Origin of the sequence: Streptomyces sp. NBC_01235, assembly GCF_035989285.1 — a bacterium.
In the GTDB taxonomy this organism is placed as follows: Bacteria; Actinomycetota; Actinomycetes; order Streptomycetales; family Streptomycetaceae; genus Streptomyces.
This window is the reverse complement of record NZ_CP108513.1, coordinates 10,008,930-10,030,820: the sequence shown is the minus strand read 5'-3', so window position 1 is coordinate 10,030,820 and position 21,891 is coordinate 10,008,930. Positions and strand designations below refer to the sequence as shown.

At 71.6% G+C, this 21,891-nt stretch carries 18 protein-coding genes and 1 pseudogene; 10 read left to right on the top strand and 9 right to left on the bottom strand.

Features of this window, described 5'->3' with window-relative positions:
* Nucleotides 1-83: 83 nt before the first annotated feature.
* The 5 genes from tkt to OG289_RS44990 form a co-directional block, all read right to left on the bottom strand.
* Complete coding sequence (tkt, locus tag OG289_RS45010; RefSeq protein WP_327320992.1) at nucleotides 84-3,335, bottom strand: transketolase; 3,252 nt, start codon at nucleotides 3,333-3,335, stop codon at nucleotides 84-86.
* A gap of 157 nt (nucleotides 3,336-3,492) precedes the next feature.
* On the bottom strand, nucleotides 3,493-4,608 hold the full coding sequence (locus OG289_RS45005; RefSeq protein ID WP_327320991.1) for a substrate-binding domain-containing protein: 1,116 nt from the start codon (nucleotides 4,606-4,608) through the stop codon (nucleotides 3,493-3,495).
* 150 nt (nucleotides 4,609-4,758) lie between these two features.
* On the bottom strand, nucleotides 4,759-5,970 hold the full coding sequence (locus tag OG289_RS45000) for an ABC transporter permease (protein WP_327319794.1): 1,212 nt from the start codon (nucleotides 5,968-5,970) through the stop codon (nucleotides 4,759-4,761).
* Nucleotides 5,970-7,538 (bottom strand): sugar ABC transporter ATP-binding protein, encoded by a 1,569-nt coding sequence (locus OG289_RS44995; protein ID WP_327319793.1) that lies wholly within the window; start codon nucleotides 7,536-7,538, stop codon nucleotides 5,970-5,972. Before OG289_RS44995 ends, OG289_RS45000 begins: the two co-directional genes overlap by 1 nt.
* 200 nt (nucleotides 7,539-7,738) lie before the next feature.
* Nucleotides 7,739-8,533, bottom strand: a complete 795-nt coding sequence (locus OG289_RS44990) for an IclR family transcriptional regulator (protein ID WP_327319792.1) — start codon at nucleotides 8,531-8,533, stop codon at nucleotides 7,739-7,741.
* Nucleotides 8,534-8,714: 181 nt separating this feature from the next.
* On the opposite strand from OG289_RS44990, the gene OG289_RS44985 reads away from it, so the two are divergent.
* The 6 genes and pseudogenes from OG289_RS44985 (at nucleotide 8,715) to OG289_RS44960 (ending at nucleotide 13,431) form a co-directional block, all read left to right on the top strand.
* The gene (locus tag OG289_RS44985) at nucleotides 8,715-9,677 is read left to right on the top strand and encodes a cyclase family protein (RefSeq protein ID WP_327319791.1); all 963 of its coding nucleotides are present in this window, start codon (nucleotides 8,715-8,717) and stop codon (nucleotides 9,675-9,677) included.
* On the top strand, nucleotides 9,677-10,765 hold the full coding sequence (locus OG289_RS44980; protein WP_327319790.1) for an NAD(P)-dependent oxidoreductase: 1,089 nt from the start codon (nucleotides 9,677-9,679) through the stop codon (nucleotides 10,763-10,765). Before OG289_RS44985 ends, OG289_RS44980 begins: the two co-directional genes overlap by 1 nt.
* Entirely contained in the window at nucleotides 10,762-11,703 is a 942-nt protein-coding gene (locus OG289_RS44975) for an NAD(P)-dependent oxidoreductase (RefSeq protein WP_327319789.1), read from the top strand. Before OG289_RS44980 ends, OG289_RS44975 begins: the two co-directional genes overlap by 4 nt.
* A 4-nt stretch (nucleotides 11,704-11,707) precedes the next feature.
* Nucleotides 11,708-12,604, top strand: a complete 897-nt coding sequence (gene gnd / locus OG289_RS44970; protein WP_327319788.1) for a phosphogluconate dehydrogenase (NAD(+)-dependent, decarboxylating) — start codon at nucleotides 11,708-11,710, stop codon at nucleotides 12,602-12,604.
* Nucleotides 12,605-12,632: 28 nt separating this feature from the next.
* Nucleotides 12,633-12,989: pseudogene (locus tag OG289_RS49890) on the top strand (MFS transporter); the annotation flags it as partial.
* Between the two features lie 79 nt (nucleotides 12,990-13,068).
* Entirely contained in the window at nucleotides 13,069-13,431 is a 363-nt protein-coding gene (locus OG289_RS44960) for a hypothetical protein (protein WP_327319786.1), read from the top strand.
* 29 nt (nucleotides 13,432-13,460) lie between these two features.
* Here OG289_RS44960 and OG289_RS44955 read toward each other — a convergent pair whose 3' ends face one another.
* Nucleotides 13,461-14,957, bottom strand: a complete 1,497-nt coding sequence (locus OG289_RS44955; protein WP_327319785.1) for a gluconokinase — start codon at nucleotides 14,955-14,957, stop codon at nucleotides 13,461-13,463.
* Between the two features lie 175 nt (nucleotides 14,958-15,132).
* On the opposite strand from OG289_RS44955, the gene OG289_RS44950 reads away from it, so the two are divergent.
* The 4 genes from OG289_RS44950 (at nucleotide 15,133) to OG289_RS44935 (ending at nucleotide 19,042) form a co-directional block, all read left to right on the top strand.
* A complete protein-coding gene (locus OG289_RS44950; RefSeq protein ID WP_327319784.1) occupies nucleotides 15,133-16,017 on the top strand; it encodes an NAD(P)-dependent oxidoreductase in 885 nt (294 codons plus the stop codon).
* Nucleotides 16,014-16,787: an SDR family oxidoreductase gene (locus OG289_RS44945; protein WP_327319783.1), complete on the top strand. Its 774-nt coding sequence runs from the start codon at nucleotides 16,014-16,016 to the stop codon at nucleotides 16,785-16,787. The genes OG289_RS44950 and OG289_RS44945 overlap by 4 nt, the downstream gene beginning before the upstream one ends.
* 94 nt (nucleotides 16,788-16,881) lie before the next feature.
* Complete coding sequence (locus tag OG289_RS44940) at nucleotides 16,882-17,934, top strand: L-idonate 5-dehydrogenase (RefSeq protein WP_327319782.1); 1,053 nt, start codon at nucleotides 16,882-16,884, stop codon at nucleotides 17,932-17,934.
* A gap of 76 nt (nucleotides 17,935-18,010) precedes the next feature.
* Nucleotides 18,011-19,042: a 2-hydroxyacid dehydrogenase gene (locus OG289_RS44935; RefSeq protein WP_327319781.1), complete on the top strand. Its 1,032-nt coding sequence runs from the start codon at nucleotides 18,011-18,013 to the stop codon at nucleotides 19,040-19,042.
* A 344-nt stretch (nucleotides 19,043-19,386) separates the two neighbouring features.
* Here the strand turns inward: OG289_RS44935 and hypE are convergent, their stop codons facing one another.
* From hypE to OG289_RS44920, 3 genes are read right to left on the bottom strand one after another with little or no spacing between them, the layout of a single operon-like run.
* Complete coding sequence (gene hypE, locus OG289_RS44930) at nucleotides 19,387-20,466, bottom strand: hydrogenase expression/formation protein HypE (protein ID WP_327319780.1); 1,080 nt, start codon at nucleotides 20,464-20,466, stop codon at nucleotides 19,387-19,389.
* The gene (gene hypD, locus OG289_RS44925) at nucleotides 20,459-21,586 is read right to left on the bottom strand and encodes a hydrogenase formation protein HypD (protein WP_327319779.1); all 1,128 of its coding nucleotides are present in this window, start codon (nucleotides 21,584-21,586) and stop codon (nucleotides 20,459-20,461) included. Before hypD ends, hypE begins: the two co-directional genes overlap by 8 nt.
* Entirely contained in the window at nucleotides 21,586-21,888 is a 303-nt protein-coding gene (locus OG289_RS44920; RefSeq protein ID WP_327319778.1) for a HypC/HybG/HupF family hydrogenase formation chaperone, read from the bottom strand. Before OG289_RS44920 ends, hypD begins: the two co-directional genes overlap by 1 nt.
* Nucleotides 21,889-21,891 lie beyond the last annotated feature (3 nt).

Here is a 21,891-nt window from a genome sequence, read left to right as displayed (position 1 = left end):
GAGTGGGGGCACCTCCCACGCCTTTGAGGCAGTGGGAGAGCGTGCCGGGCGTCGCGACGGGGCGAACGTCGCCTGTCACGGCACTAGGTTCCAGAGCCGTCGCGATGCGGACGGGCACCGCGGACCGCGCTCAACAGGCTGTCCCAGGACTGCTGGAACTTCTGGATTCCCTCGGTCTCCAGGGCCTGTACGACCCCGACGTACGAGATACCCAGCCTCTCCACGGTGTCGAGGTGGGCTCGGGCCTGCTCGTAGGTGCCGGTGATGGAATCGCCCTTGACCTCGCCGTGGTCGGCAGTGGCTTCCAGCGTGGCCTCGGGCATGGTGTTGACGACGCCGGGTGCGACCAGTTCGGTGACGTAGAGGGTGTCCGGGTAGGCGGGGTCCTTGACGCCCGTCGAGGCCCACAGCGGGCGCTGCTTGTTGGCATGAAGCCGCTCCAGCGCCGCCCAGCGGACGGAGGGCGGCGTCGATCCGTCGGCGGAGCCGAACACCTCCTCATACGCCTGGTAGGCGAGGCGGGCGTTGGCGACGCCGGCCTTGCCGCGCAGCGCTTTGGCTTCCGGAGTGCCCAAGGCGTCCAGCCTCTTGTCGATCTCGGAGTCGACGCGGGAGACGAAGAACGAGGCCACCGAGTGGATCTCGGAGAGGTCCAATCCTCGCTCCCTGGCCTTCTCCAGGCCTGCCAGGTAGGCGTCCATGACGGCGCGGTGGCGTTCCAGCGAGAAGATCAGCGTGACGTTGACGCTGATGCCGTTGCCGATGACCTCGGTGATCGCCGGCAGACCCGCCCTGGTCGCCGGGATCTTGATGAGCGTGTTCGGACGGTCCACCAGCCAGGCGAGGTGCCTGGCCTCGGCGATGGTCGCTTCCGTGCCGTGTGCGAGGCGGGGGTCGACCTCGAGGGAGACCCACCCGTCCCGCCCGCCGGTGTTCTCGAAGACCGGACGCAGGATGTCGGCGGCGTCGCGGACGTCCGCCGCGGTGATCATTCGGACGGCCTCGGAGACCGTCACCCCCCGCAAGGCCATGTCGTGGATCTGGTCGGCGTAGTCGCTCCCGTCGCCGATCGCCTGCTGGAAGATCGTGGGGTTGGTGGTGACGCCCACCACGTGCCGCTTCTCCACGAGTTGGGTCAGGTTGCCGGACGTGATCCGCTTGCGCGACAGGTCGTCCAGCCAGATCGCCACGCCTTCGTCGGCGAGGTGCTGGAGCGGTTCGTCACTCATGGCAGGCGCGTCTCCGATGGTCTCGGGCAGGAGGGATTCCCGGGCGGCGGCGACCACGGCGTCGGCGGTGAGACCGAACTCGCGGAAGAGAACCTGTGCGTCACCGGAAGCGCCGAAATGCTCCAGGGAGACGACACGTCCGGCGTCCCCGACGTACTTGTGCCAGGTGAGACCGATGCCCGCCTCGACCGCGACGCGTGCCCTCACCTCCGGCGGCAGGACGCTGTCCCGGTAACCACGGCCCTGTTCCTCGAACCACTCGACGCAAGGCATGGACACGACTCGCGTCGGCACCCCGTCGGCCTCCAGCCGCTCGCGTGCCTCGACGGCCACGTGCACCTCGGAACCGGTGGCGATGAGGATCACCTCGGGCGTCCCCGTGGAGGCCTCGAGCAGGACGTAACCGCCCTTGGCGGCGTCCTCGTCGGGCTCGTACGTCGGCACGCCCTGGCGGGTGAGGGCCAGACCGTGCGGGGCGCCCTTGCCGAAGACCTTCGTCCAGCGCCTGAGGATCTCGCGCCAGGCGATCGCGGTCTCGTTGGCGTCGGCGGGACGGACGATGTTCAGGCCGGGGATGGCGCGCAGCGAGGCGAGGTGCTCGACGGGCTGGTGGGTGGGGCCGTCCTCGCCGAGACCGATGGAGTCGTGCGTCCACACGTACGTCACCGGCAGGTGCATGAGGGCGGACAGACGCACGGCGTTGCGCATGTAGTCGGAGAACACCAGGAAGGTGCCGCCGTAGATACGGGTGTTGCCGTGCAGGGCGATGCCGTTCATCTCCGCGGCCATGGAGTGCTCGCGGATACCGAAGTGGATCGTGCGCCCGTAGGGGTCGGCCTCCGGCAGCGGGTTGTCCGCCGGGAGGAACGACGACGTCTTGTCGATCGTGGTGTTGTTCGAGCCCGCGAGGTCGGCGGAGCCGCCCCACAGCTCCGGGATCACCGCGCCGAGCGACTGGAGCACCTTGCCGGACGCGGCACGCGTGGCGACGGACTTGCCGGGCTCGAAGACCGGGAGCTGCTCCTCCCAGCCGGCCGGCAGCTCGCCCGCGGCGATCCGGTCGAACTCGGCGGCCCGCTCAGGGTTGGCGGTACGCCATGCGGCCATTGCCTTGTCCCAGGCGGTACGTGCTTCCCGGCCCCGCTCCCCCAACGCGCGGGTGTGTGCGAGGACCTCGTCCGTCACCGCGAACGTCTCTTCCGGGTCGAAACCCAGCACGCGCTTCGTGGCGGCGACCTCCTCCTCGCCGAGCGCGGAGCCGTGCGCGGCCTCGGTGTTCTGCGCGTGCGGGGCGGGCCAGGCGATGATCGAGCGCATCGCGATGAAGGAGGGACGCTCGGTCTCCGCCTCGGCCGCCTTGACGGCCGCGTGCAGTGCGGCCGGGTCGAGGTCGCCGTTCTCCTTGGGCTCCACCCGCTGCACGTGCCAGCCGTACGCCTCGTAGCGCTTGGCGGTGTCCTCGGAGACGGCCGTCTCGGTGTCGCCCTCGATCGAGATGTGGTTGTCGTCCCACAGCAGGATCAGGTTGCCGAGCTTCTGGTGACCGGCCAGCGAGGACGCCTCCGCGGAGATGCCCTCCTGAAGACAGCCGTCACCGGCGATCGCGTAGACGAAGTGGTCGAACGGCGACTCGCCGGCCGGGGCCTCCGGGTCGAACAGACCGCGCTCGTAACGGGCGGCCATCGCCATGCCCACCGCGTTGGCGACACCCTGGCCGAGCGGGCCGGTCGTCGTCTCGACGCCCGTGGTGTGGCCGTACTCCGGGTGACCCGGCGTCTTCGAACCCCACGTGCGGAACGACTTCAGGTCCTCCAGCTCCAGGCCGAAGCCGGCCAGGTACAGCTGGGTGTAGAGGGTCAGGGACGAGTGGCCCGCGGACAGCACGAACCGGTCGCGGCCCACCCAGTCGGCGTCCGCCGGGTCGTGCCGCATCACCTTCTGGAAGAGGGTGTACGCGGCAGGCGCCAGGCTCATCGCCGTACCCGGATGGCCGTTGCCGACCTTCTGTACGGCATCGGCGGCCAGGACGCGGGCGGTGTCCACGGCCCGCTGGTCCGACTCGGTCCACTCGAAGGTGGCGACGGGGGTGGGGCAGGATGCGTCCACGGGCGGGGACGGGTTCACGGACGAACTCCAGGATGTGCGAGGGGACGAGGAACGGCGAGGGGGAGAGTGGGCGCGGCGATGCCCCTCCCGCCGGGGAGAGCAGGAGGGGCAGCCTGCGGTGGGGCTCAGGTCGACCGTGTGGCCCGGGTCGCTTCGGTCACTTCCCCCAGAGCTTCCGGTACGCCTCGCGGTACCCGCTGGGGTCCCAGGAGGACTTGCCGCCGCTGTTGTCGGCCGTGGCGATGTGGACCGGGGCGACATAGCCGCTCGCGGGCTTGTCGGCGAAGGCGCGGTTGAACTCGTCGATCATCTGCCAGCCCTGCTCGGACAGCGGCTCGGGAACCGTCGCCGACTGGAACTGCTTGCTGTTGACGCGCTGGAAGGCGGACGGGTCTCCGTCGCCCGCGCCGATGTTGAAGGGGGCTCCGTTGCCCTGCTTGCCCGCTGCCCGAAGTGCTGGGGCGGCGTCGGCGAAGTAGAGGTCGTTGATGGCCACCGAGCTGGTCCACTTGGTGCCGAAGCGGGACAGCAGCGCGGACACCTCCTGGGGCGTGCGGTTGCTGGCGTCCGCGATGGGGATGTTGGACGTGGTCAGGACCTTGACGTCGGAGCAGGTGGCGAGCTCCTTCTCGATCAGGTCCGACTTGCCCTTGGCGAAGGGTATGGACGCGTCGGTGAAGACCACCACGCCCGCCCGGCCGTTGGACTGGCTGATGATCCAGTCGGCGCTGATCCTGGCGACGTCCTGCACCTTGGTGGTGACGTTGCTGAAGAGTTTGGGGTCCGTGCTGGGGCCGGGGGCGTCAACGGCGTGCCAGCCGATGAGCGGGATGCCGGCGGCGTTGGCCTGGGCGACCTGCTGTGCGGTCGACTTGGGGTCGAAGCCGGAGAGCACGATCCCGTCCGGCTTGACGGCGACGGCCTGGCTGAGCGCGGCCTGGATGCCGGCCGGGGTGCCCTGGCCGTCAATGATCCGTACGGTCCAGCCGATGGCCTTGGCGGCTTCCTTGACTCCGTCGGCGGCGCCGGCGACTCCCGGATTGGTCATGCTCTGGGCGACGTAGACGATGGTCCTGCCGGGGACCGCCTTGGGGCCGGTGGTCGGGCCGTCCCAGGGAGCGTTGACGTCCTCGGCCGCCTTGACCGCGGTCTTGGCCGTGGCGAGGACGGCGGGGCAGCCGGCCTTCGTGTCGGCGACGGCGCCGGCGGTGCCGGCCTCCGAACCTCGAGTGCAGCCTGCGGCGAACGCGGTGACCACGGCGAGTGCTGCCACAGCTCTCAGGGGTGCTTTGCGGGTGTGGTGGTACGACACGGACGGGCTCCTTGCTGACGTACGGGGAGGGTGGGAAGGCGGCCGGCTCATCGAGGTGGATGGCGTCCGGACGACGGGCCGCCTCGGCTGTGACGGGGCGGCTCTGTGGATCTAGTCCGTTGTCGTGGACGGCGGCGGGGGCGCGGATTCCGAGGCGGCGACGGAGGTCTGCACGGAGGCGGCCGGCGCGGCGGACGCCGACGGTTCGGACAGCGACGTGCGAGTGGCGGTGGCACCGGCGCGCAGACGGCGGCGGGCGGAGTAGCCGGCCAGGCCGACGGCGAGGAGGAGGGTGCCGCCGTTGAACAGGGAGGTGGCCCAGAACTCGGCTCCGAGCTGCTGGATGCCGGCGAGGCCGATGGCGAGGATGGCGACGGCGACGACGGTGCCGGCGGCGTTGGCGCGCCCTGGCTTGATGGCGGTGGAGCCGAGCAGCGCGCCGACGAAGGCGGGCAGCAGGTAGTCCATGCCGACGCTGGGGTTGCCGATCTGTTGCTGGGCGGCGAGCAGGACCCCGGCAAAGCCGACCACGATCCCGGAGCCCGCGAAGGCGTAGATGCCGTAGCGGCGGGTGGGGATGCCGACCAGGTCCGCGGCGCGGGCGTTGGAGCCGATGACGTACAGGTAGCGGCCGAGCGGCAGGCGTTCCAGCAGCAGCCAGAGGACGACGGCGAGGCCGAGGACGTAGAAGGCGGGTACGGGCAGGCCGAGGAACTTCGAGTCGTACAGGTCCGTGAAGGCCGGGGGCAGTCCGGTCGGGCCGGGGACGATGCGCGCGCCGTCGGTGATCCATCCGGTGCAGGCGTACAACACGCTGCCGGTGCCGAGGGTGGCGATGAACGAGTCGATCTTGGCGAACTCGACGAGCAGTCCGTTGAACACGCCTATGACGCCGCCGCCGACGATGACGACGAGGCAGGCCATGGGCCAGGGCCAGCCGTTGTTGACGATGAGCTGCATCGTCAACACGTGGGCGAGGCCGAGGCCGTAGCCGACGGAGAGGTCGAACTTGCCGGTGACGATGGGGATCATCGCGCCGAGGGCGAGCATGGCCGGGATCGACTGGTTGGACAGGATCGACGAGATGTTGTCGAGGGTCGGGAAGGTGTCCGGCAGGGCGAGGGAGAAGACGAGGAAGAGCAGGACGGTGAGGGTGAGCAGGCCGTAGGTGCCGATGAGGTGACCGCGCAGACGGCCGCCGCCCCTGCCGCGGGACGGTCCGGTCGGAGTGGTGCCGGTCGTACGCCCACGCTTGGGCGCTTTGTCGTCGACACCGGTCGTGGACCGCTGGGCTCGGCGGGAGAAATGGGTCTCGGTGGCCATCAGTGGTTGCCCGTTCCGGTCAGCGCCGGCATGGCCGACGCGGCATGGGTGAGTTCGGTGACGGTGAGGGCTTCGCCGGACAGTTCCGCCGTGACGCCGCCTCGGACGAAGACCAGGGCGCGGTGGCAGACGTCAGCGACCTCCTCGAAGTCGGTGGATATGAGCAGGACGGCGAGCCCTTCGGCAAGGGCGTCGTCCAGGAGCCGGTAGATCTCGGCCTTGGCGCCGACGTCGACGCCGGCGGTCGGCTCCTCGAGGATCACCACGCGGCGGCTCAGGCGTAGCCAGCGGCCGATCATGATCTTCTGCTGGTTGCCGCCGGAGAGTGTGGCGATCGGCGCCTCGGAGTCGGCGGGGCGCACGCCGAACCGCTCGACGAGCGACCTGGCCTCGGCGCGTTCCCGCCCCGGGCTGATCCAGCGCCAGGGGGCGCGGGCGTCTGCGCGGGGGTTGGCCAGGAAGTTCTCCCGCACGGTGAGTTCGAGGGCGCAGCCCTCCTCCTGGCGGTTGCTGGTGACGAAGCCGATGCCCGCGTCGACGGCCGCGGCGACCGAGTGGGGGTGGTACGGCCTGCCGTCGAGCAGGACCTCGCCGCCGGTGAGGGGCCGGGCTCCGGCGAGAGCGCGGCCCAGATCCATGTGGCCGGCTCCGGTGAGACCGACCATGCCGAGGACTTCCCCGGCGCGCAGTTCCAGCTCGACGGGACCGGTGCCCTCGGCGGTGACGCCCGTCAGGCGCAGCACGGTGGAGGCGGGGGCGCCCGTGTTCCGGGAAGCAGACGGGCGGTGGCTCTCCGGCTCGTGCCCGACGATGTCGTGCACGATCCGGTCGGGGCCGTGGTCGGCGAGGATGCCCTGGCTGATGAGGTGGCCGTCGCGCAGGACGGCGAAGCGGTCGGCCACCTGGTAGACCTCGTCGAGGCGGTGGCTGACGTAGACGATGGCGTGACCGCGGTCGCGCAGGGTGTGCAGGACGTCGAAGAGCCGCGCGCAGTCCGCGGCGGGGAGGCTGGCCGTCGGTTCGTCGAGGACGATGAGGCGGGCGCGGGTGGCCAGTGCGCGGGCGATGGCGACGAGGGAGCGTTCGGCGCGGGTGAGGTCGGCGACGGCCGCGTCCGGGTCGAGGTGACCGGCGACTATCTCCAGGGCCTCGGTACAGCGCCGGCGCACCTGCCGCCAGGACACGAGCCCGGCGCGGCGGGGGTAGCCGGTGCCCAGAGCGACGTTCTCGGCCACCGTCATCCACTCCACCAGGCCCAGGTCCTGGTGGATGAAGGACATCTCGGTGGACGCGGCGCCGGAGCCGAGCGGGTGACCGGCGACGGTGACCTGGCCTTCGTCGGCGCGATAGACGCCGGCAAGGATCTTGATAAGTGTAGATTTTCCGGCACCATTGTGTCCCAACAGGGCGAGAACACTGCCTGCCTGGATGTCGAGGTCCACATCGGCGAGGGCGAGGGTGCCGCCGAACCGCTTGCGCAGTCCGCGGATCGTCACCAGGGGGCGGGAGGCCGCGTGCCCGTCGGGCGACGGAGAACTGGGGGCTGTGTCGTCGGGAGCGTCGTTCACGGACTTCTCCGGGGGATCTGCAGGCCGAGGACCGATCCATCGGCTCGACCAGAATCCTGAACTCATCACAGCATGCTGGTCAATACTCCCGTCGACATATGTTGCTCCAAAGTTACGGCGGCCGTACGGAGAAGTTCCGTACGGCCGCCGTTGCAGCGATCACCCGCAGCCCCCTGTCCGGCCGGGGCGCCCACGTCACCTCATGCGCCGCCCGCGGACCGTCCTTGCGGAAGCATGGGGTTCTCCAGCCCTGCCGCGATGGCGCGCAGATCCTTCAGCAGCGCGCCGCGGAACTCGTCGTCGAGTCGCGCCTTGAGCACGGTGACGCTGATCGCGAAGGGGGCCGAGTCGGTACGGAATCCGGTGACCGGCACGGACAGGCACAGGACGCCCGCCGTGGCCTCCTCGTCGTCGATCGCGTAGCCACGCTCACGGGTCGCCGCCAGGTCTTCCAGCAGCGCCGGCACCGAGGTGATGGACCGCCCGCTGAGCGCGGGCAGTGTGCGACCGCGCAGTCGGTCCTCCGCCACCGCCGGATCCAGAGTCGACAGGATGGCCTTCCCGGTCGCCGTGCAGTTCGCGGGAAAGCGGTCACCGATGTTGGCGGTGAGCCGCAGCGGCTGAGTGCCGTCGTATCGGGCCAGGTAGAGCACGTCCAGGCCGTCCAGGACGGCCACCCGGGCGGTCTCGCGCGAGATGTGCGCACTGCGCCGGCACAGCTCGTAGAAGTCGCGCAACTGGTCGACCGTGGACAGATAGCGGCCGCCGAGTTCCACCAGCTTGCGCCCGAGGCCGAAGCCCGTGCCGTTGCGCGTGATCATGCCCGCCGCCTCCAGGGAGGCGCAGAGGTTCCCCGTCGAGGACTTCGGCAGCCCCAGGGCACGCGCGATGTCACTCACCGACAGGGGTCGGCCCTCCGCCTCGCCGAGCACGTCGAGGATCGCCACCGCTCGGGTCACCGCCGGGACGAGGCTTCCCGGGTCGCTTGCGCTCACCGTCGTTTCCACCCATCATTCTGTACGTCGTTCAGCATGTTGTTATTGTCCCTCGTCTGTCACCGAACGACAATGCCGTCGCCGCGCGCTTTGCCATCGAGATTCGCCGAGACTCCCGACCGTAGCGTGCCTTCCGGGCCGGCCGACGACACCCTCCGAGCCTTGGAGCGCTGAGCAGCTCATGACCAGCAGCCCAACCCCTTCCCCGTCTCCTCCCCTTCCCGACAACGGCCCTCGCCTGTCGCGCGAGGAGTTCGACTCCCTCTTCGACGCCGTACGGACATGGGGCCGCTGGACCCCCGCCGACCGCGGCGCGTGGAACCGGGTCACCCCCGCCCACGTCCAGCGTGCCACCGCCCTCGTCCGCAGCGGCACCACCGTCCCCATGGCCCTGCCCTGGAACACGGTGCCCGGCCCCGACAACGGCAAGCCCGCTCTGCACTACATGTCCGACCTCGGCGACGTCGAGGCCCCGGAGCCCTCCTGCCACAAGGACTTCATCGCCGTCGACTACCACGGCAAGGGCGTCAGCCACCTCGACGCGCTCTCCCACATCGCCTATCGCGGTCAGCTCTACGACGGTCACACCGCCCGCGAGGTCGTCGACGCCGCCGGCGCCCACTTCGGCGCCGTCTCCGCCCTCGGTCCCCTCATCACCAAGGGCGTTCTGATCGATCTGCCCGCCGTCCTCGGCACCGACTGGCTCGAGCCCGGCACCGCCGTGCACGCCGAGGACGTCGTCGCCGCGGAGAAGGCGCTCGGCGTGACCATCGCCGAGGGCGACGCGGTGCTGCTGCGCTCCGGTCACTTCCGCCGCCGCGCCGAGCTCGGCGCCTGGAACCCCGACAACGCCAGCGCCGGCTTCCATGTCGACGCCGTTCCCCTTCTCGCCGAGCGCGGGATCTCCCTGCTCGGCGGCGACGGCGACAGCGACGTACGGCCCTCCCCCGTCGACGGACTCCACTCGCCCGTGCACGCCCTCGCCATCACCGCCATGGGCGTACCGCTGCTGGACAATCTCGACCTGGAGGCGTTGTCCACCGCCTGCGCGACAGAAGGCCGCTACGAGTTCCTGCTCGTCGTGGCACCGCTGAACGTTCCCGGTGGCACGGGCTCGCCCGTCAACCCGGTCGCGGTGCTGTGATGAGGAACTTCCAGCCGGCCGACGGCCGGTTCACCGTCGGGGTCAGCCGCGACTTCCTCGACGCGGACGGGAACAACGTATGGGGCGACATCCGGCTCAGCGAGCTGGACGCCGCCGGAATCAGCTGGCACTACCTCCCGCGTGACACCGACGAACTCCTCGCCCCGGACATCGCCGGCCTGGACGCCGTCCTGTTCGCCGCCCCCGCCGTCACCGCCCGCACCTTCGACGGCGTCACCCGGCCCCCGCTTCTCTTCGCCCGCTTCGGTGTCGGCTACGACGCCGTCGACCTCGACGCCTGCACGCGCCACGGCGCCCTGGTCACCATCACCCCGGACGGCGCCCGACGCCCCGTCTCCACCGCCGCCCTCACCATGCTGCTGGCCGTCCTGCACAACGTCACCGCCAAGGACCGGCTGGTACGTCAGGGACGCTGGTCCGAGAGGGAGCAGTGGATGGGGCTCGGGCTCACCGGCCGCAAGGTCGGACTGCTCGGGCTCGGCAACACCGCCCGTGACCTGGTCGGGCTGCTGCGACCGTTCGACACCGAGGTCATCGCCTACGACCCCTACTGCCCGGAGGAAACCGCCCGGGAACTCGGCGTGCGTCTCGCCGACGCCGACACGGTGATGGCCGAGGCCGACGCGGTGATCGTGATGTGCGTGCTGACCGAGGAGACCCATCACCTCGTGGACGCCCGGCGACTGTCCCTGATGAAGCCCTCGGGCGTGCTTGTCAACGTCGCCCGCGGGCCGATCGTGGACGAGGCGGCGCTGATCGACGCGCTGCGCGCCGGCCGCATCCGCGGCGCCGGACTGGACGTCTTCGAGTCCGAGCCTCCCGGCGCCGACAACCCTCTGCTCGGCATGGACAACGTCGTCCTCAGTCCGCACAGCATCGCCTGGACCGACGAGATGTCCGCGGGGAACGGCGGGAGCGCGGTCCGGGCCGTCCTTGACGTGGCAATCGGCCGGCTGCCGCGCTTCGTCGTCAACCGGGACGTGCTCGGTCACGCGGGCCTCTCCGAGCGGCTGGGTGCCCTCGCGGCGGATACGGGGCACCACGCGCCGGCGGTGGTGACCCCGTGAGCTCGCCGTCTCCCCGGTCCGAGACGGTCGGCTTCGTCGGGCTCGGCGCGATGGGCCTGCCGATGGCGGCCAACCTCGCGAAGGCGGGCTTCGACGTCCTGGTCTGGAACCGGGGCCGCGCCCCGCTCGACGCCGCCGTCGCCGCCGGCTGCCGTGCGGCCGACCGTCCCGCCGAGGTCGCGGCCGGCGCCCGCACCGTCGTCACCATGCTCCCGGATCTGCCTCAGGTCCGGGACGTGTCGGCCGGCGAGGACGGACTGCTCGCGGGGCTGGACCCGGCCGCGACGGCCCAGGCGATGGACACCCTCGTCGTGATGGGCACCGTCTCCCCCGTCGCCGTGCGCGCCCTGGCCCAGGAACTTCGTCCCCACGGCGTCACCGTCATCGACGCTCCCGTCAGCGGTGGCGTGACCGGCGCCCGCGACGGCACCCTGTCGATCATGGCGGGCGGAACGGAGGACGCCGTCGAACGCGTCCGCCCGTACCTGACCGCCATGGGCTCGACCGTCCGCCGCATGGGCGACACGGGAGCCGGATCGCTCGCCAAGGCATGCAACCAACTCGTCGTCGCCGCAACCCTGGTGGCGCTCGCCGAGGCCGTCGTGCTCGGCGAACACGGCGGACTCGCCCCGGCGGCCCTGCTGGAGGTGTTGGCCGGCGGTCTCGCCTCCTCGGAGGTTCTCGCCCAGAAGCGCCACCACCTCGCCGACAGCGACTTCACCCCCTCCGGCCCCGCCCGCTACCTCAACAAGGACCTCGGCTTCGTCCTGGACAGCGCCGCGGACGCACACGTCGAGCTGCCGCTGTCCACCTCCGTCGCCCGCCTGTACGCGGCGATCGACGACCGGGGGCTCGGCGGCCTGGACAACAGCGTCGTCCTCCGACTGTTGCGTGAGGACAACAGTCCCTCCCACCCGCACCACACCTCGAAGGACTGAGCAAATGCAGACAGGAATCGTCGGTCTCGGACGCATGGGCGGCAACATGGCGGCTCGCTGGCGCGACCGCGGCCACGAGGTGATCGGCTACAGCCGCACCTCGCCGGACCGTGACGTGAACTCCCTGGAGGAACTGGTCGGCAAGCTCGCCGCCCCCCGCGTGCTCTGGTTGATGCTCCCGGCCGGTGACCCCACGCGCCAGGCGCTCCGGCAGCTGGCCGACCTGTTGTCTCCGGGCGACGTGGTGGTCGAGGGCGGCAACTCGCGCTTCACCGACGACACCGAGCACGCCCGGATGCTCGCCGAGCACGGCGTCGGCTACGTCGACTGCGGTGTCAGCGGCGGCGTCTGGGGCCGGGAGAACGGCTACGGGGTGATGTGCGGCGGCGCGGACGAGCACGTCCGGCGCGTCTGGCCGCTGCTGGAATCGCTCGCCCCGGAACAGGACGGCATCTGCCACGCCGGCCCGGTGGGCGCCGGCCACTACGCCAAGATGGTTCACAACGGCATCGAGTACGGCATGATGCAGGCCCTCGCCGAGGGCTACGAACTGCTGGAGGCCAGCGAGTACGTCCCCGACGTTCCGAAGGTGCTCGCCTCCTGGCGGCACGGCACGGTCGTACGCTCCTGGCTGCTCGACCTCCTCGTCCGCGCCCTGGAACAGGACTCGGGCCTGGCCGGCCTCTCCGGCCGGGTCGACGACTCCGGCGAGGGCCGCTGGACGGTCGAGGAGGCGGTACGCCTGGCGGTGTCCGCCCCCGCCATGACCGCCGCGCTCTTCGCCCGCTTCGCCTCCCGCAAGCCGGACGCAGCCCAGCTGAAGGCGCTCGCCGCGATGCGGCAGCAGTTCGGTGGGCACGCCGTGCACGCCGCGCCGACCGTTTCCGCCGGCTCGGCCTGACCTGAAGCCGGGTCACCGCCAGACCGCCATGTCCGATCAACCGGCCTCGGACCGGAGGGAGTCACGGGCGAACGGGGAGGCGCCGCGGGCCGACGCTGCTGGTGGCCGGGGCATTCTTCATGGAGAACCTGGACGCCACGATCATCTCCACGGCCGCCCCGAGATGGCCGCTTCCTTCGGGACCGGGCCTGAGGCCGTCGGTGTCACCGTGACCGCCTATCCGGTGGCTCTGGCCGCGTTCCTCCCCGTGAGCGGCTGGGCCGCGGACCGTTGGGGCGGCCGGCGCGTCTTCGCCTGGGCGATCGCGGTGTGCACCGTCGCCTCGGCGCTGTGCGCGGCGGCCGACGGTCTCACCGAGCTGGTCGTGGCGCGGGTGGTGCAGGACATCGGCGGAGCCATGATGGTGCCCGTCGGGCCACCGGCCGTCCTGCGCACCACTGGTCGCCGTCCTCTTCGCGGGCGGCGTGTGCCGGTCCGTCCCGCTCAGCGCGTACGCCTCGATCGGCTTCGCCGACACCGGGCGGGAGCGGACCGCGGACGCCAACGCCCTGTCGAGCACCGTGCACCGGTCGGCGAGCGGGATGGGCGTCACCCTGGCCGCCTGGGCCCTGCGCGCGGCGGGAGCTCTCACCTCACAGCTCGGCCTGGCCGGTCCGACACGGCTCTGTACCGTGGCGTTCGGGTTGCTCGCCGCGCTGCCGCCGGCCTGTGCATGGGAGGCGTTGCGGCTGCGACGGGACGCGGGGGCCGCAGGCACCGCGCCCGTCACGCGTCGAGCGGCGCACGCTCCTGTCCCGCAGCGTCGGCCGGGCAGGTGGGGCCTGTGAGCACGCCGACGGCAGGTGAGCGTGGCCGCTCACGGGCGCCGGTGCTGAGCGGACAGGTCCCGCAGCATCTCGTAGCACCGCTCCATCCATGGCCGGGTCTGCGCCATCCTCCGTACGGCGACCGGGTCCGGGAAGACGGTGCGATGCGGACGGGCCCAGACATCGGCGGGCAGGGCGCAGAGGTGGGGCACGGCGCCGAGTGCGCGCCAGCCGAGGAGTGCGGCGCCGAATCCGGAGCCGGCCGTGTCGTCGGTGATCTCCAACGGCATGTCGAGCGCCGCCGCTACGATCTCCGCCCACAACGAGGACCGCAGTGCTCCGCCCGTGGCCCGCACCGAGGCGATCGGGGCCCCTGCCGCGACCACCGAGTCCCGAACCAGCGCCAGTTGCTGTCCGACGCCCTCGATCATGGCCCGGGTCATGTGGGCTCTGCCGTGGCCGCGCCGCAGTCCGATCAGGGCTCCGCGGGCATCGGGATCCCACCAGGGGGCGCGTTCGCCGAGGAGGTGGGGCAACGCGGTCAGGCCCTCGGAACCCGGCTCGACCTCGGCGGCCTCCTTCAGCAGGTCGGCTACGTCGACGCCGCCGAACGACTCGGCGGCCCACTGGGCGACGACTCCGGCGTTGCTGACCGCTCCGCCGAGCACCCACAGGCCGTCGGCGAGGTGATAGCAGAACACACGGCACCTGTCGTCCACGCCCGGCCGCTCGCGTACGACGCGGAGGGCGCCGCTGGTGCCCAGGGACAGCGCGGCGGTGGCAGGGGCCGTGGCACCGACGGCGAGGTTGGCGAGCGGTCCGTCACCGGCGCCGGCGACCACGGGCAGTCCGGCGGGCAGGCCCAGCGCGGCGGCCGGCCCGGGCAACAACGGGAAGGCGGTGGTCGGCGACACGAGTTCGGGAAGTCGTTCGCCCGCTACTCCGGCGGCCTCCAGCGCGGGCCCGTGCCATTCGGCGGTGTGGATGTCCAGCAGCCCGCTCGCGGAGGCGCACGAGAGGTCGGTGACCAGTCGGCCGGTGAACCGGGCCAGGACGTAGTCCTTCATGCCGCACCAGGCGGCCGTGCGCCGGAACAGGTCCGGCTCGTGCGCGGCGAACCAGGCGAGCTTGGCCACCGGTGCCATGGGGTGCACGGGTGTGCCGGTCGCCCGGTGGAGTGCCTCCCCGCGCTCGGAACGCAGCCGCCGGGCGATGTCGGCCGCCCGGGTGTCGGCCCAGCTCAGGGCGGGGGTGAGCGGTTCGCCGGAGGAATCGAGGGCGAGCAGTGTATGGAGGGCCGCGCTGAAGGACAGCCCCCGCACGGTAAGTCCCCGTCGCGCGCAGTGCTCCGCACTCTCGCGCACCGCGTCGGCGGCCCCGGCGAGCACGGTCGCGGGGTCGTGGACGGCTTCACCGTCCCGCCCCGCGCGCAGCGGGGCCGGGCGTTCGACGGTCCACACCGGGCGGTAAGCGGCGTTCACCGCGACCACCTTGGTGGCGGTGGTGCCCAGGTCGATGCCGAGCACCACCTCGCCGACCTCGTTCATGGCGGTCTCCGTTTCGGCTCTGTAGACGTCGGGACGCTAACAGCATGTGGAACCGATGCCAAGATGCTGTACGCGAGCATGTGGATTCACACAGATGCCAGCGGAATCCATTGCCTTCTCGCTACCCATTGACCAATATACTGTTTTCAGTACAGCATTTCGTCCAGGAGGTCAGGTGTCAGGAGATACAGAGGTCGGCGTGGCCGGGCTCGGAGTCATGGGCTCCGCCATCGCGCGACGACTGCTCGGCTGCGAGCGCGCGGTACGCGTCTACGACATCCGGCCGGAGGCCGTCGCGGAACTCGCCCTGGAGGGGGCCGCCACGGCGCAGTCACCCGCCCTGCTCTCCACGTCGGGTGTGGTGATCCTCTCCCTCAACACCGCGGAGATCGTGGAGCGGGCGGTCTTCGGACCGGGCGGGATCCTGAGCGCGGCTCCGGACGGCGTGCTGGTGATCGACATGTCGAGCGTCGACCCCGGCCGCACGCGCGAGTTCGCCGAGCGTGCCGCGAAGTTGGGCGCCGGCTGGGTCGACGCCCCGCTGTCGGGCGGCGCACCGGCCGTCAAGCGCGGCGAGCTGACGTTGATGCTCGGTGGCGAGGTGGAGCACGTCGAACGCGCGCTCCCCGTCCTCGGCGCTCTGGCGTCCCGGCTGACGCACCTCGGCCCCGCCGGTTCCGGTCAGCTGGTCAAGGCCGTCAACCAGGTGCTGGTCGGCTGCGGATTCGCCGCGCTCGCCGAGGCGGCCGCCCTGGTGCGGGCGGCCGGCCTTCCGTCCCGGCAGGTGCTCACCGCGCTCACCGGAGGCAGGGCCGACTCAGCACTCCTGCAGGAGTTCTTCGTCAAGTTCGCCGAGGCCGACCTCTCCCCCACCGGGCGGATCAGCAACATGGTCAAGGATCTCGACTCCGCCCGCGACCACGCGCGCTCCGCGGGCGTGCCACTGCCGGTCACCACCGCCGTCGCCGAACTGCACCGCTGGCTCGCCGCAGCCGGCCACGGCGACGCCGACAACGCCGCGCTGATGCACTACTACGCTCCCTTGGAGGTACGGCCGTGAAGGCTCCCGCCCTGTTCGACCTCGCCGGCCGCCGCGCCCTGGTGACCGGCTCCAGCAAAGGCATCGGAGCCGCCCTCGCCACCGGACTGGCCGAAGCGGGCGCTGAAGTCGTCCTGAACGGCCGCGACGCCGGGGCGCTGGAGCGCGCCCGGCAGGAACTGGCCGAGAAGACCGGGGCCAAGGTGCACACGGCGGCCTTCGACGTCACCGACGACAGGGCCGTGCAACGGGCGGTCCGGGAGATCGAGGACGGCCTGGGCCCGCTGGACATCCTCGTCAACAACACCGGCGTGCAGCACCGCGAGCCGATGCTGGAGGTCTCCGCGGAGAACTTCGAGCGGGTGCTGCACACCAACCTCACGAGCGCCTTCCTGGTCGGCCGCACGGCGGCCGTCGGGATGATCGAGCGCGGCCACGGAAAGATCGTCAACATCTGCTCCGTCCAGACCTGGCTGGCCCGGCCCGGCATCGCCGCCTATGCGGCCTCCAAGGGCGGGCTGGCCATGCTGACGCGCAGCATGTGCGCGGAGTGGGCCGGATCCGGACTGACCGTCAACGCGCTCGCCCCCGGTTATGTGGTCACCGAGCTGACCCGGCCCCTGGTGGACGACCCGGCCTTCGACTCGTGGATCCGGGGCCGCACCCCGGCCGGACGCTGGGCCACGGTCGAGGACCTGGTCGGCACGCTGGTGTGGCTCGCGGCGCCGGCGTCGGACTTCGTCAACGGTCAGGTGATCGCCGTCGACGGCGGACTGACCGCGGTCGTCTGACCCCCTGTCCACGCCCCCACTGCCATCCACTGCCATCCACTGCACGCAACCGACAGAAGCAGCCGAAGCGTTCGGCAGAGAGCGGGACGAGAACATGGACTCAGCGACGATGCGGGCCGTGGTGGCGCACGGCGCTGGCGACCTCCGCCTGGAGGATCGCCCGGTACCGGTGCCCGGCCCGGGCGAGGTCGCGGTCGACATCCGGTACGGCGGCATCTGCGGCTCCGACCTGCACTACTGGCGCCACGGCGCGGTGGGTGAGTTCCGGCTTCGCGAACCCCTGGTGCTCGGCCACGAAATCGTGGGCCGGGTGCGCGAGGCGGGCCCCGGCACCCAGGCGCCGCCGCCGGGGACACCGGTGGCCGTGCACCCGCTGGCATCCTGCGGGAGGTGCCGGCAGTGCCTCGCCGGGCGACGCAACACCTGCCTGGACACCGGCTACTTGGGAAGTGCCGCCAGGAACCCCCATGTACAGGGCGGCTTCGCCGACGTCCTCGTCGTACCCGCCGAGCGGGTGCTCGCACTGCCGGAGGGCCTCGACCTGCGGCTGGCCGCGGTGGCCGAGCCCGCCGCGGTCGCCTGGCATGCCGTACGACAGGCCGGCGACGTGCGCGGCAAGAGGGTGCTGGTCACCGGAGCGGGGCCCATCGGCTGCCTCGTCGTGGCGGCACTCCGGGCCGCCGGTGCCGCCGAGATCACCGTGACCGACGTGCACGAGGCTCCGCTGGCCGTCGCCAAGCAGGTGGGCGCCACCTCGGCCGTACGAGTCGGCGCCGACGCCGACCGGCTGGACGAACTCGCCGCGGACATCGCCATAGAGTCCTCGGGCAGCCCGGCAGGGCTGCGCACCTGCGTGTACGGAGTCGACCGGGGCGGCCTCGTGGTGGGCCTCGGCCTGCTGCCGCCCGGAGACACTCCGGTGGCCGCCAACGCGCTGATCACCCGGGAACTGCGACTCGTCGGCTCCTTCCGCTTCGACGACGAGCTCACCGAGGTCCTCCGCGCACTGGCCGACGGCCGCCTCGCGGTCGAGCCGGTGGTCACCTCCTTGGTGCCGGTGGCCCACGTACAGGAGGCGTTCGAGCTCGCGGCCGACCCCGCCCGCTCGTGCAAGGTGCTGCTGGACTTCGGCGGGCAGGGAACCTGACGCGGCATCCGGATCCGGCCGACGCCGCACGCGCCCCGGCACCAGCCCCGCCCCCTCACCCGCAACGGAGTTCACCATGTCCGGCACGCCCTCCCGCCGCCCCCTTGTAGTGGTCAGCCGCACCGGCCTTCCGGGAGACGGCGTCGGGCGACTCGCCGCCCGTTTCGATGTCACCGCCTGGCCGGAGGCCGCGCCGCCGGCACCCGCCGAGCTGGCCGGGCTGGTCCGGGGCTGCGAGGGCCTGCTCGTCCTCGGCACTGACCGCGTCGACGCCACACTGCTCGACGCGGCGGGCCCCGGCCTGCGGGTCGTCGCTCTTGCGTCGATGGGCTACGACAGCGTCGACGTGACAGCCGCCGTGGAGCGCGGCGTCGTCGTCACCCACACCCCCGACGTACTCGCGGACACCACCGCCGACGTGGCGATGGCGCTGATCCTCATGGCCAGGCGCCGCCTGCCCGCCGGCATGGACGCGCTGCGCCGCGGCGCATGGGGCGCCTTCCGCATGGACGCGTTCCTGGGGCTCGACGTGCACGGGGCCACCCTCGGCCTGATCGGCTACGGCCGGATCGCCCGTGCCGTCGCCCGAAGGGCCGCCGGTTTCGGCATGCGCGTGCAGCACCACCACCCGCGGCGCAAGGAGGACGACGAACTGTCCCGCTGGGTGCCGTTCGACGAACTTCTGCGGACCAGCGACGTGGTGTCCGTGCACACCCCGCTGACGGCAGAGACCAAGAGCATGATCGGCGCCGCCGAACTCGCTCTGATGAAACCGACCTCGACATTGGTCAACACCGGTCGCGGCGGAGTCGTGGACGAAGACGCCCTGCTGGTGGCGCTGCGCCGCGGGGAACTGCACTCGGCCGGACTGGACGTGATGACCGACGAACCGCGCACGGATCCTTCCGACCCGCTCTTCGCCGAGCCGCACTTGGTGGTACTGCCGCACGTCGGTTCGGCGACGGAGGCGACTCGTGCGGCCATGGTGGATCTCGCCGCCCGCAATGTCGCGGCGGTCCTGGACGGGCACTCGGCTCCCACGCCGATCCCAGGCACTCCGGGCCTGCCCGGCCGGCACCACGTGGCGGCAGGTCCTACGGAGTCATGACATGGTGCCAGTCCCGTGCCACGGTTGACCGACCCCTCCGACCGATGCCGGCGGTTTTCTGACCGCCAGCCGTTCCGAAGAGCGCTGACCTGCGGAAACAAGGGCGAAGTTCGATATGTGGTGGCCTTCGCCAGCCGGTCCCAGGAAGAGATCGCGCAGGCTCGCGAAGGCCGTCACCGGTGGCCGGGGGCGCGGGGGCCCGCCCCCAGTGCCCCGGCGGCACCAAGGTCGCCTCTGCCACGACCGGCGTGGTCCCGACCCGCAGGACCCGCTGCCCACGCGCCGACCGGTCAGCGGTCCGTTCGGCGCGTGGACGGCCGGTTCCTCGACACGCGAGGCCCGGATCAGCAGATCCGGGGCAGTTGCTCCCCGATCGGCAGATCGACCACCCGCGTTCCCCCCAGGCCGGTCCGGGCCACGACCATGCCGGGATGCGCCTCGACGGCCTCACCGATGATCACGGAGTCCGCGCCCAGCGGATGGGCTCGCATCGCCTCCAGGACGGCGTCGGCGTGCTCGCGCGGGACGAAGGCCACCAGCTTGCCCTCGTTGGCGATGTACATGGGGTCCAGGCCGAGGATGGCGCAGGCGTTGGCCACGGCCGGCGGGACCGGGACGTCGCGTTCCCGGATGACCACCCCGGTGCCGGAGGCCGCCGCGATCTCGTTGAGCGAGGCCGCCAGGCCGCCTCGGGTGGGATCGCGCAGCACGTGCAGGTCCGGGGTGACGGCGAGCATGGCGTCCACGAGGCCGCCGAGCGCCGCGCAGTCGCTCTTGATCTCCACTCCGAATTCCAGGCCCTCGCGCACGCTCATGATCGCCACCCCGTGGACGCCGATGGCGCCGCTGACGATCACGACGTCGCCGGGGACGACCCGCTGAGGACGCAGATCGACGCCCGCCGGGACGAGACCGATGCCCGCCGTGTTGATGAAGATCCCGTCGCCGTGGCCTGCCTCCACCACCTTGGTGTCGCCGGTGGCCACCTCCACACCGGCGGTGCGCGCGGCCGCCCCCAGCGCCTCGGACACCCGCGTGACCGCGTCCAGCTCGACGCCCTCCTCCAGGATGAAGCCGCAGGAGAGGTAGGCGGCGCGGGCTCCGCTCATGGCGAGGTCGTTGACGGTGCCGTTGACCGCCAGGTCGCCGATGCTGCCGCCGGGGAAGAACAGCGGCCGCACCACGTAGGAGTCGGTGGAGAACGCCAGCCGGGCACCGCCCAGGGAGAGGACGGCGGCGTCACCCATCTGGGCGAGCACTTCGCCCCCGAAGGCGGGCGCGAAGATCTGCTGGACCAGCTCGGCGGAAAGGACTCCGCCACCGCCGTGGCCCATGACGACGCGCGGCCGGTCGCGCACCGGTGCCGGGCAGGTCCACGCCTCGATGTCGAGGGCGGCGGCGGGGAGATCGGTGGTGTCAGACAACGGGGCTCGCCTCCCGGGCCGTGGTCGTGGGCATGTCCAGACGCCGGTAGAGGTAGTACGCCGCGCAGGCGCCCTCGCTGGAGACCATGGTGGCTCCCAGGGGGGTGCGAGGGGTGCACAAAGTACCGAAGGCCTCGCACTCGTGCGGCTTGAGCAGCCCCTGGAGGACTTCTCCGCTGCGGCACTCGGCGGGTTCGGCCGTCCGGATTCCGCCGACCGGGAAGCGGTGCTCGGCGTCGTGGTCGCGGTACTTCGACGACAGCCGCCAGCCGCTGTCGGGGATCACCCCGATGCCGCGCCAGGCCCGGTCGGTGGCCTCGAAGACGTCCTCCAGCATGGCCCGGGCGGCCGGGTTGCCCTCCGGGCGGACGGCACGGGCGTAGGCGTTGTCGACGGTGTGCTCACCGCGTTCCAGCTGGCGGACGGCCCGGCGCACGCCTTCGAGGATGTCCAGTGGCTCGAAGCCCGTCACGACGATCGGGACGCGGAAGCGCTCCGCCAGTTCCGGGTACTCCTCCACGCCCATCACGCTGCAGACGTGGCCGGCCGCGAGGAAGCCCTGTACCCGGCAGCTCGGCGAGGACATGATCGCCTCGATGGCGGGCGGCACGCGGACATGGGACACCAGCATGCTGAAGTTCGGGATGCCCAGCTTCCGGGCCTGATGGACCGTCATGGCGTTGGGGGGCGCCGTCGTCTCGAAGCCGATGCCGAAGAACACCACCTCGCGGTCCGGGTTCTGCTGCGCGATCCGCAGCGCGTCGAGCGGCGAGTAGACGACGCGCACGTCGCCGCCCTCCCCGCGGACCTGGAACAGGTCCCGGCCCGTGCCCGGCACGCGCAGCATGTCGCCGAAGGAACAGAAGATCACCTCCGGTCGGGAGGCGATCTCCAGGGCCTTGTCGATGACCTCCAGCGGGGTCACGCACACGGGGCAGCCCGGCCCGTGGATCAGTTCGACCTCCTTGGGCAGAAGCTGGTCGATGCCGTGGCGGATGATGCTGTGCGTCTGCCCTCCGCACACCTCCATCAGCGCCCACGGCCTGGTCACCGTGGCGTGGATGTCGTCGAGGAGCCGACGCGCCAGCTCCGGGTCCTGGAACTCGTCGATGTACTTCACTACTTGCGCACCTCTTCCACCGGGTCCACGCCCGCCTCCGCCGCCGCCATCTCCCAGGCGTCGCCGAACTCCTCCTGCAACATGCCGAGTTCGGCGAAGAGTTCGAGCGTCTGCCGCGCCGACTCCTCGTCCAGCCGTTGCAGGGCGAACCCGACGTGGACGATGGCGTACTCGCCGACCCGGAGGTCGGGCAGGTACTCCAGGCACACCTCCTTGACCACGCCGCCGAAGTCGACGGTGGCCATCCGGGTGCCGTCCCGGTCCTCGATGTCCAGCACTCTGCCGGGTACCGCCAGGCACATGAG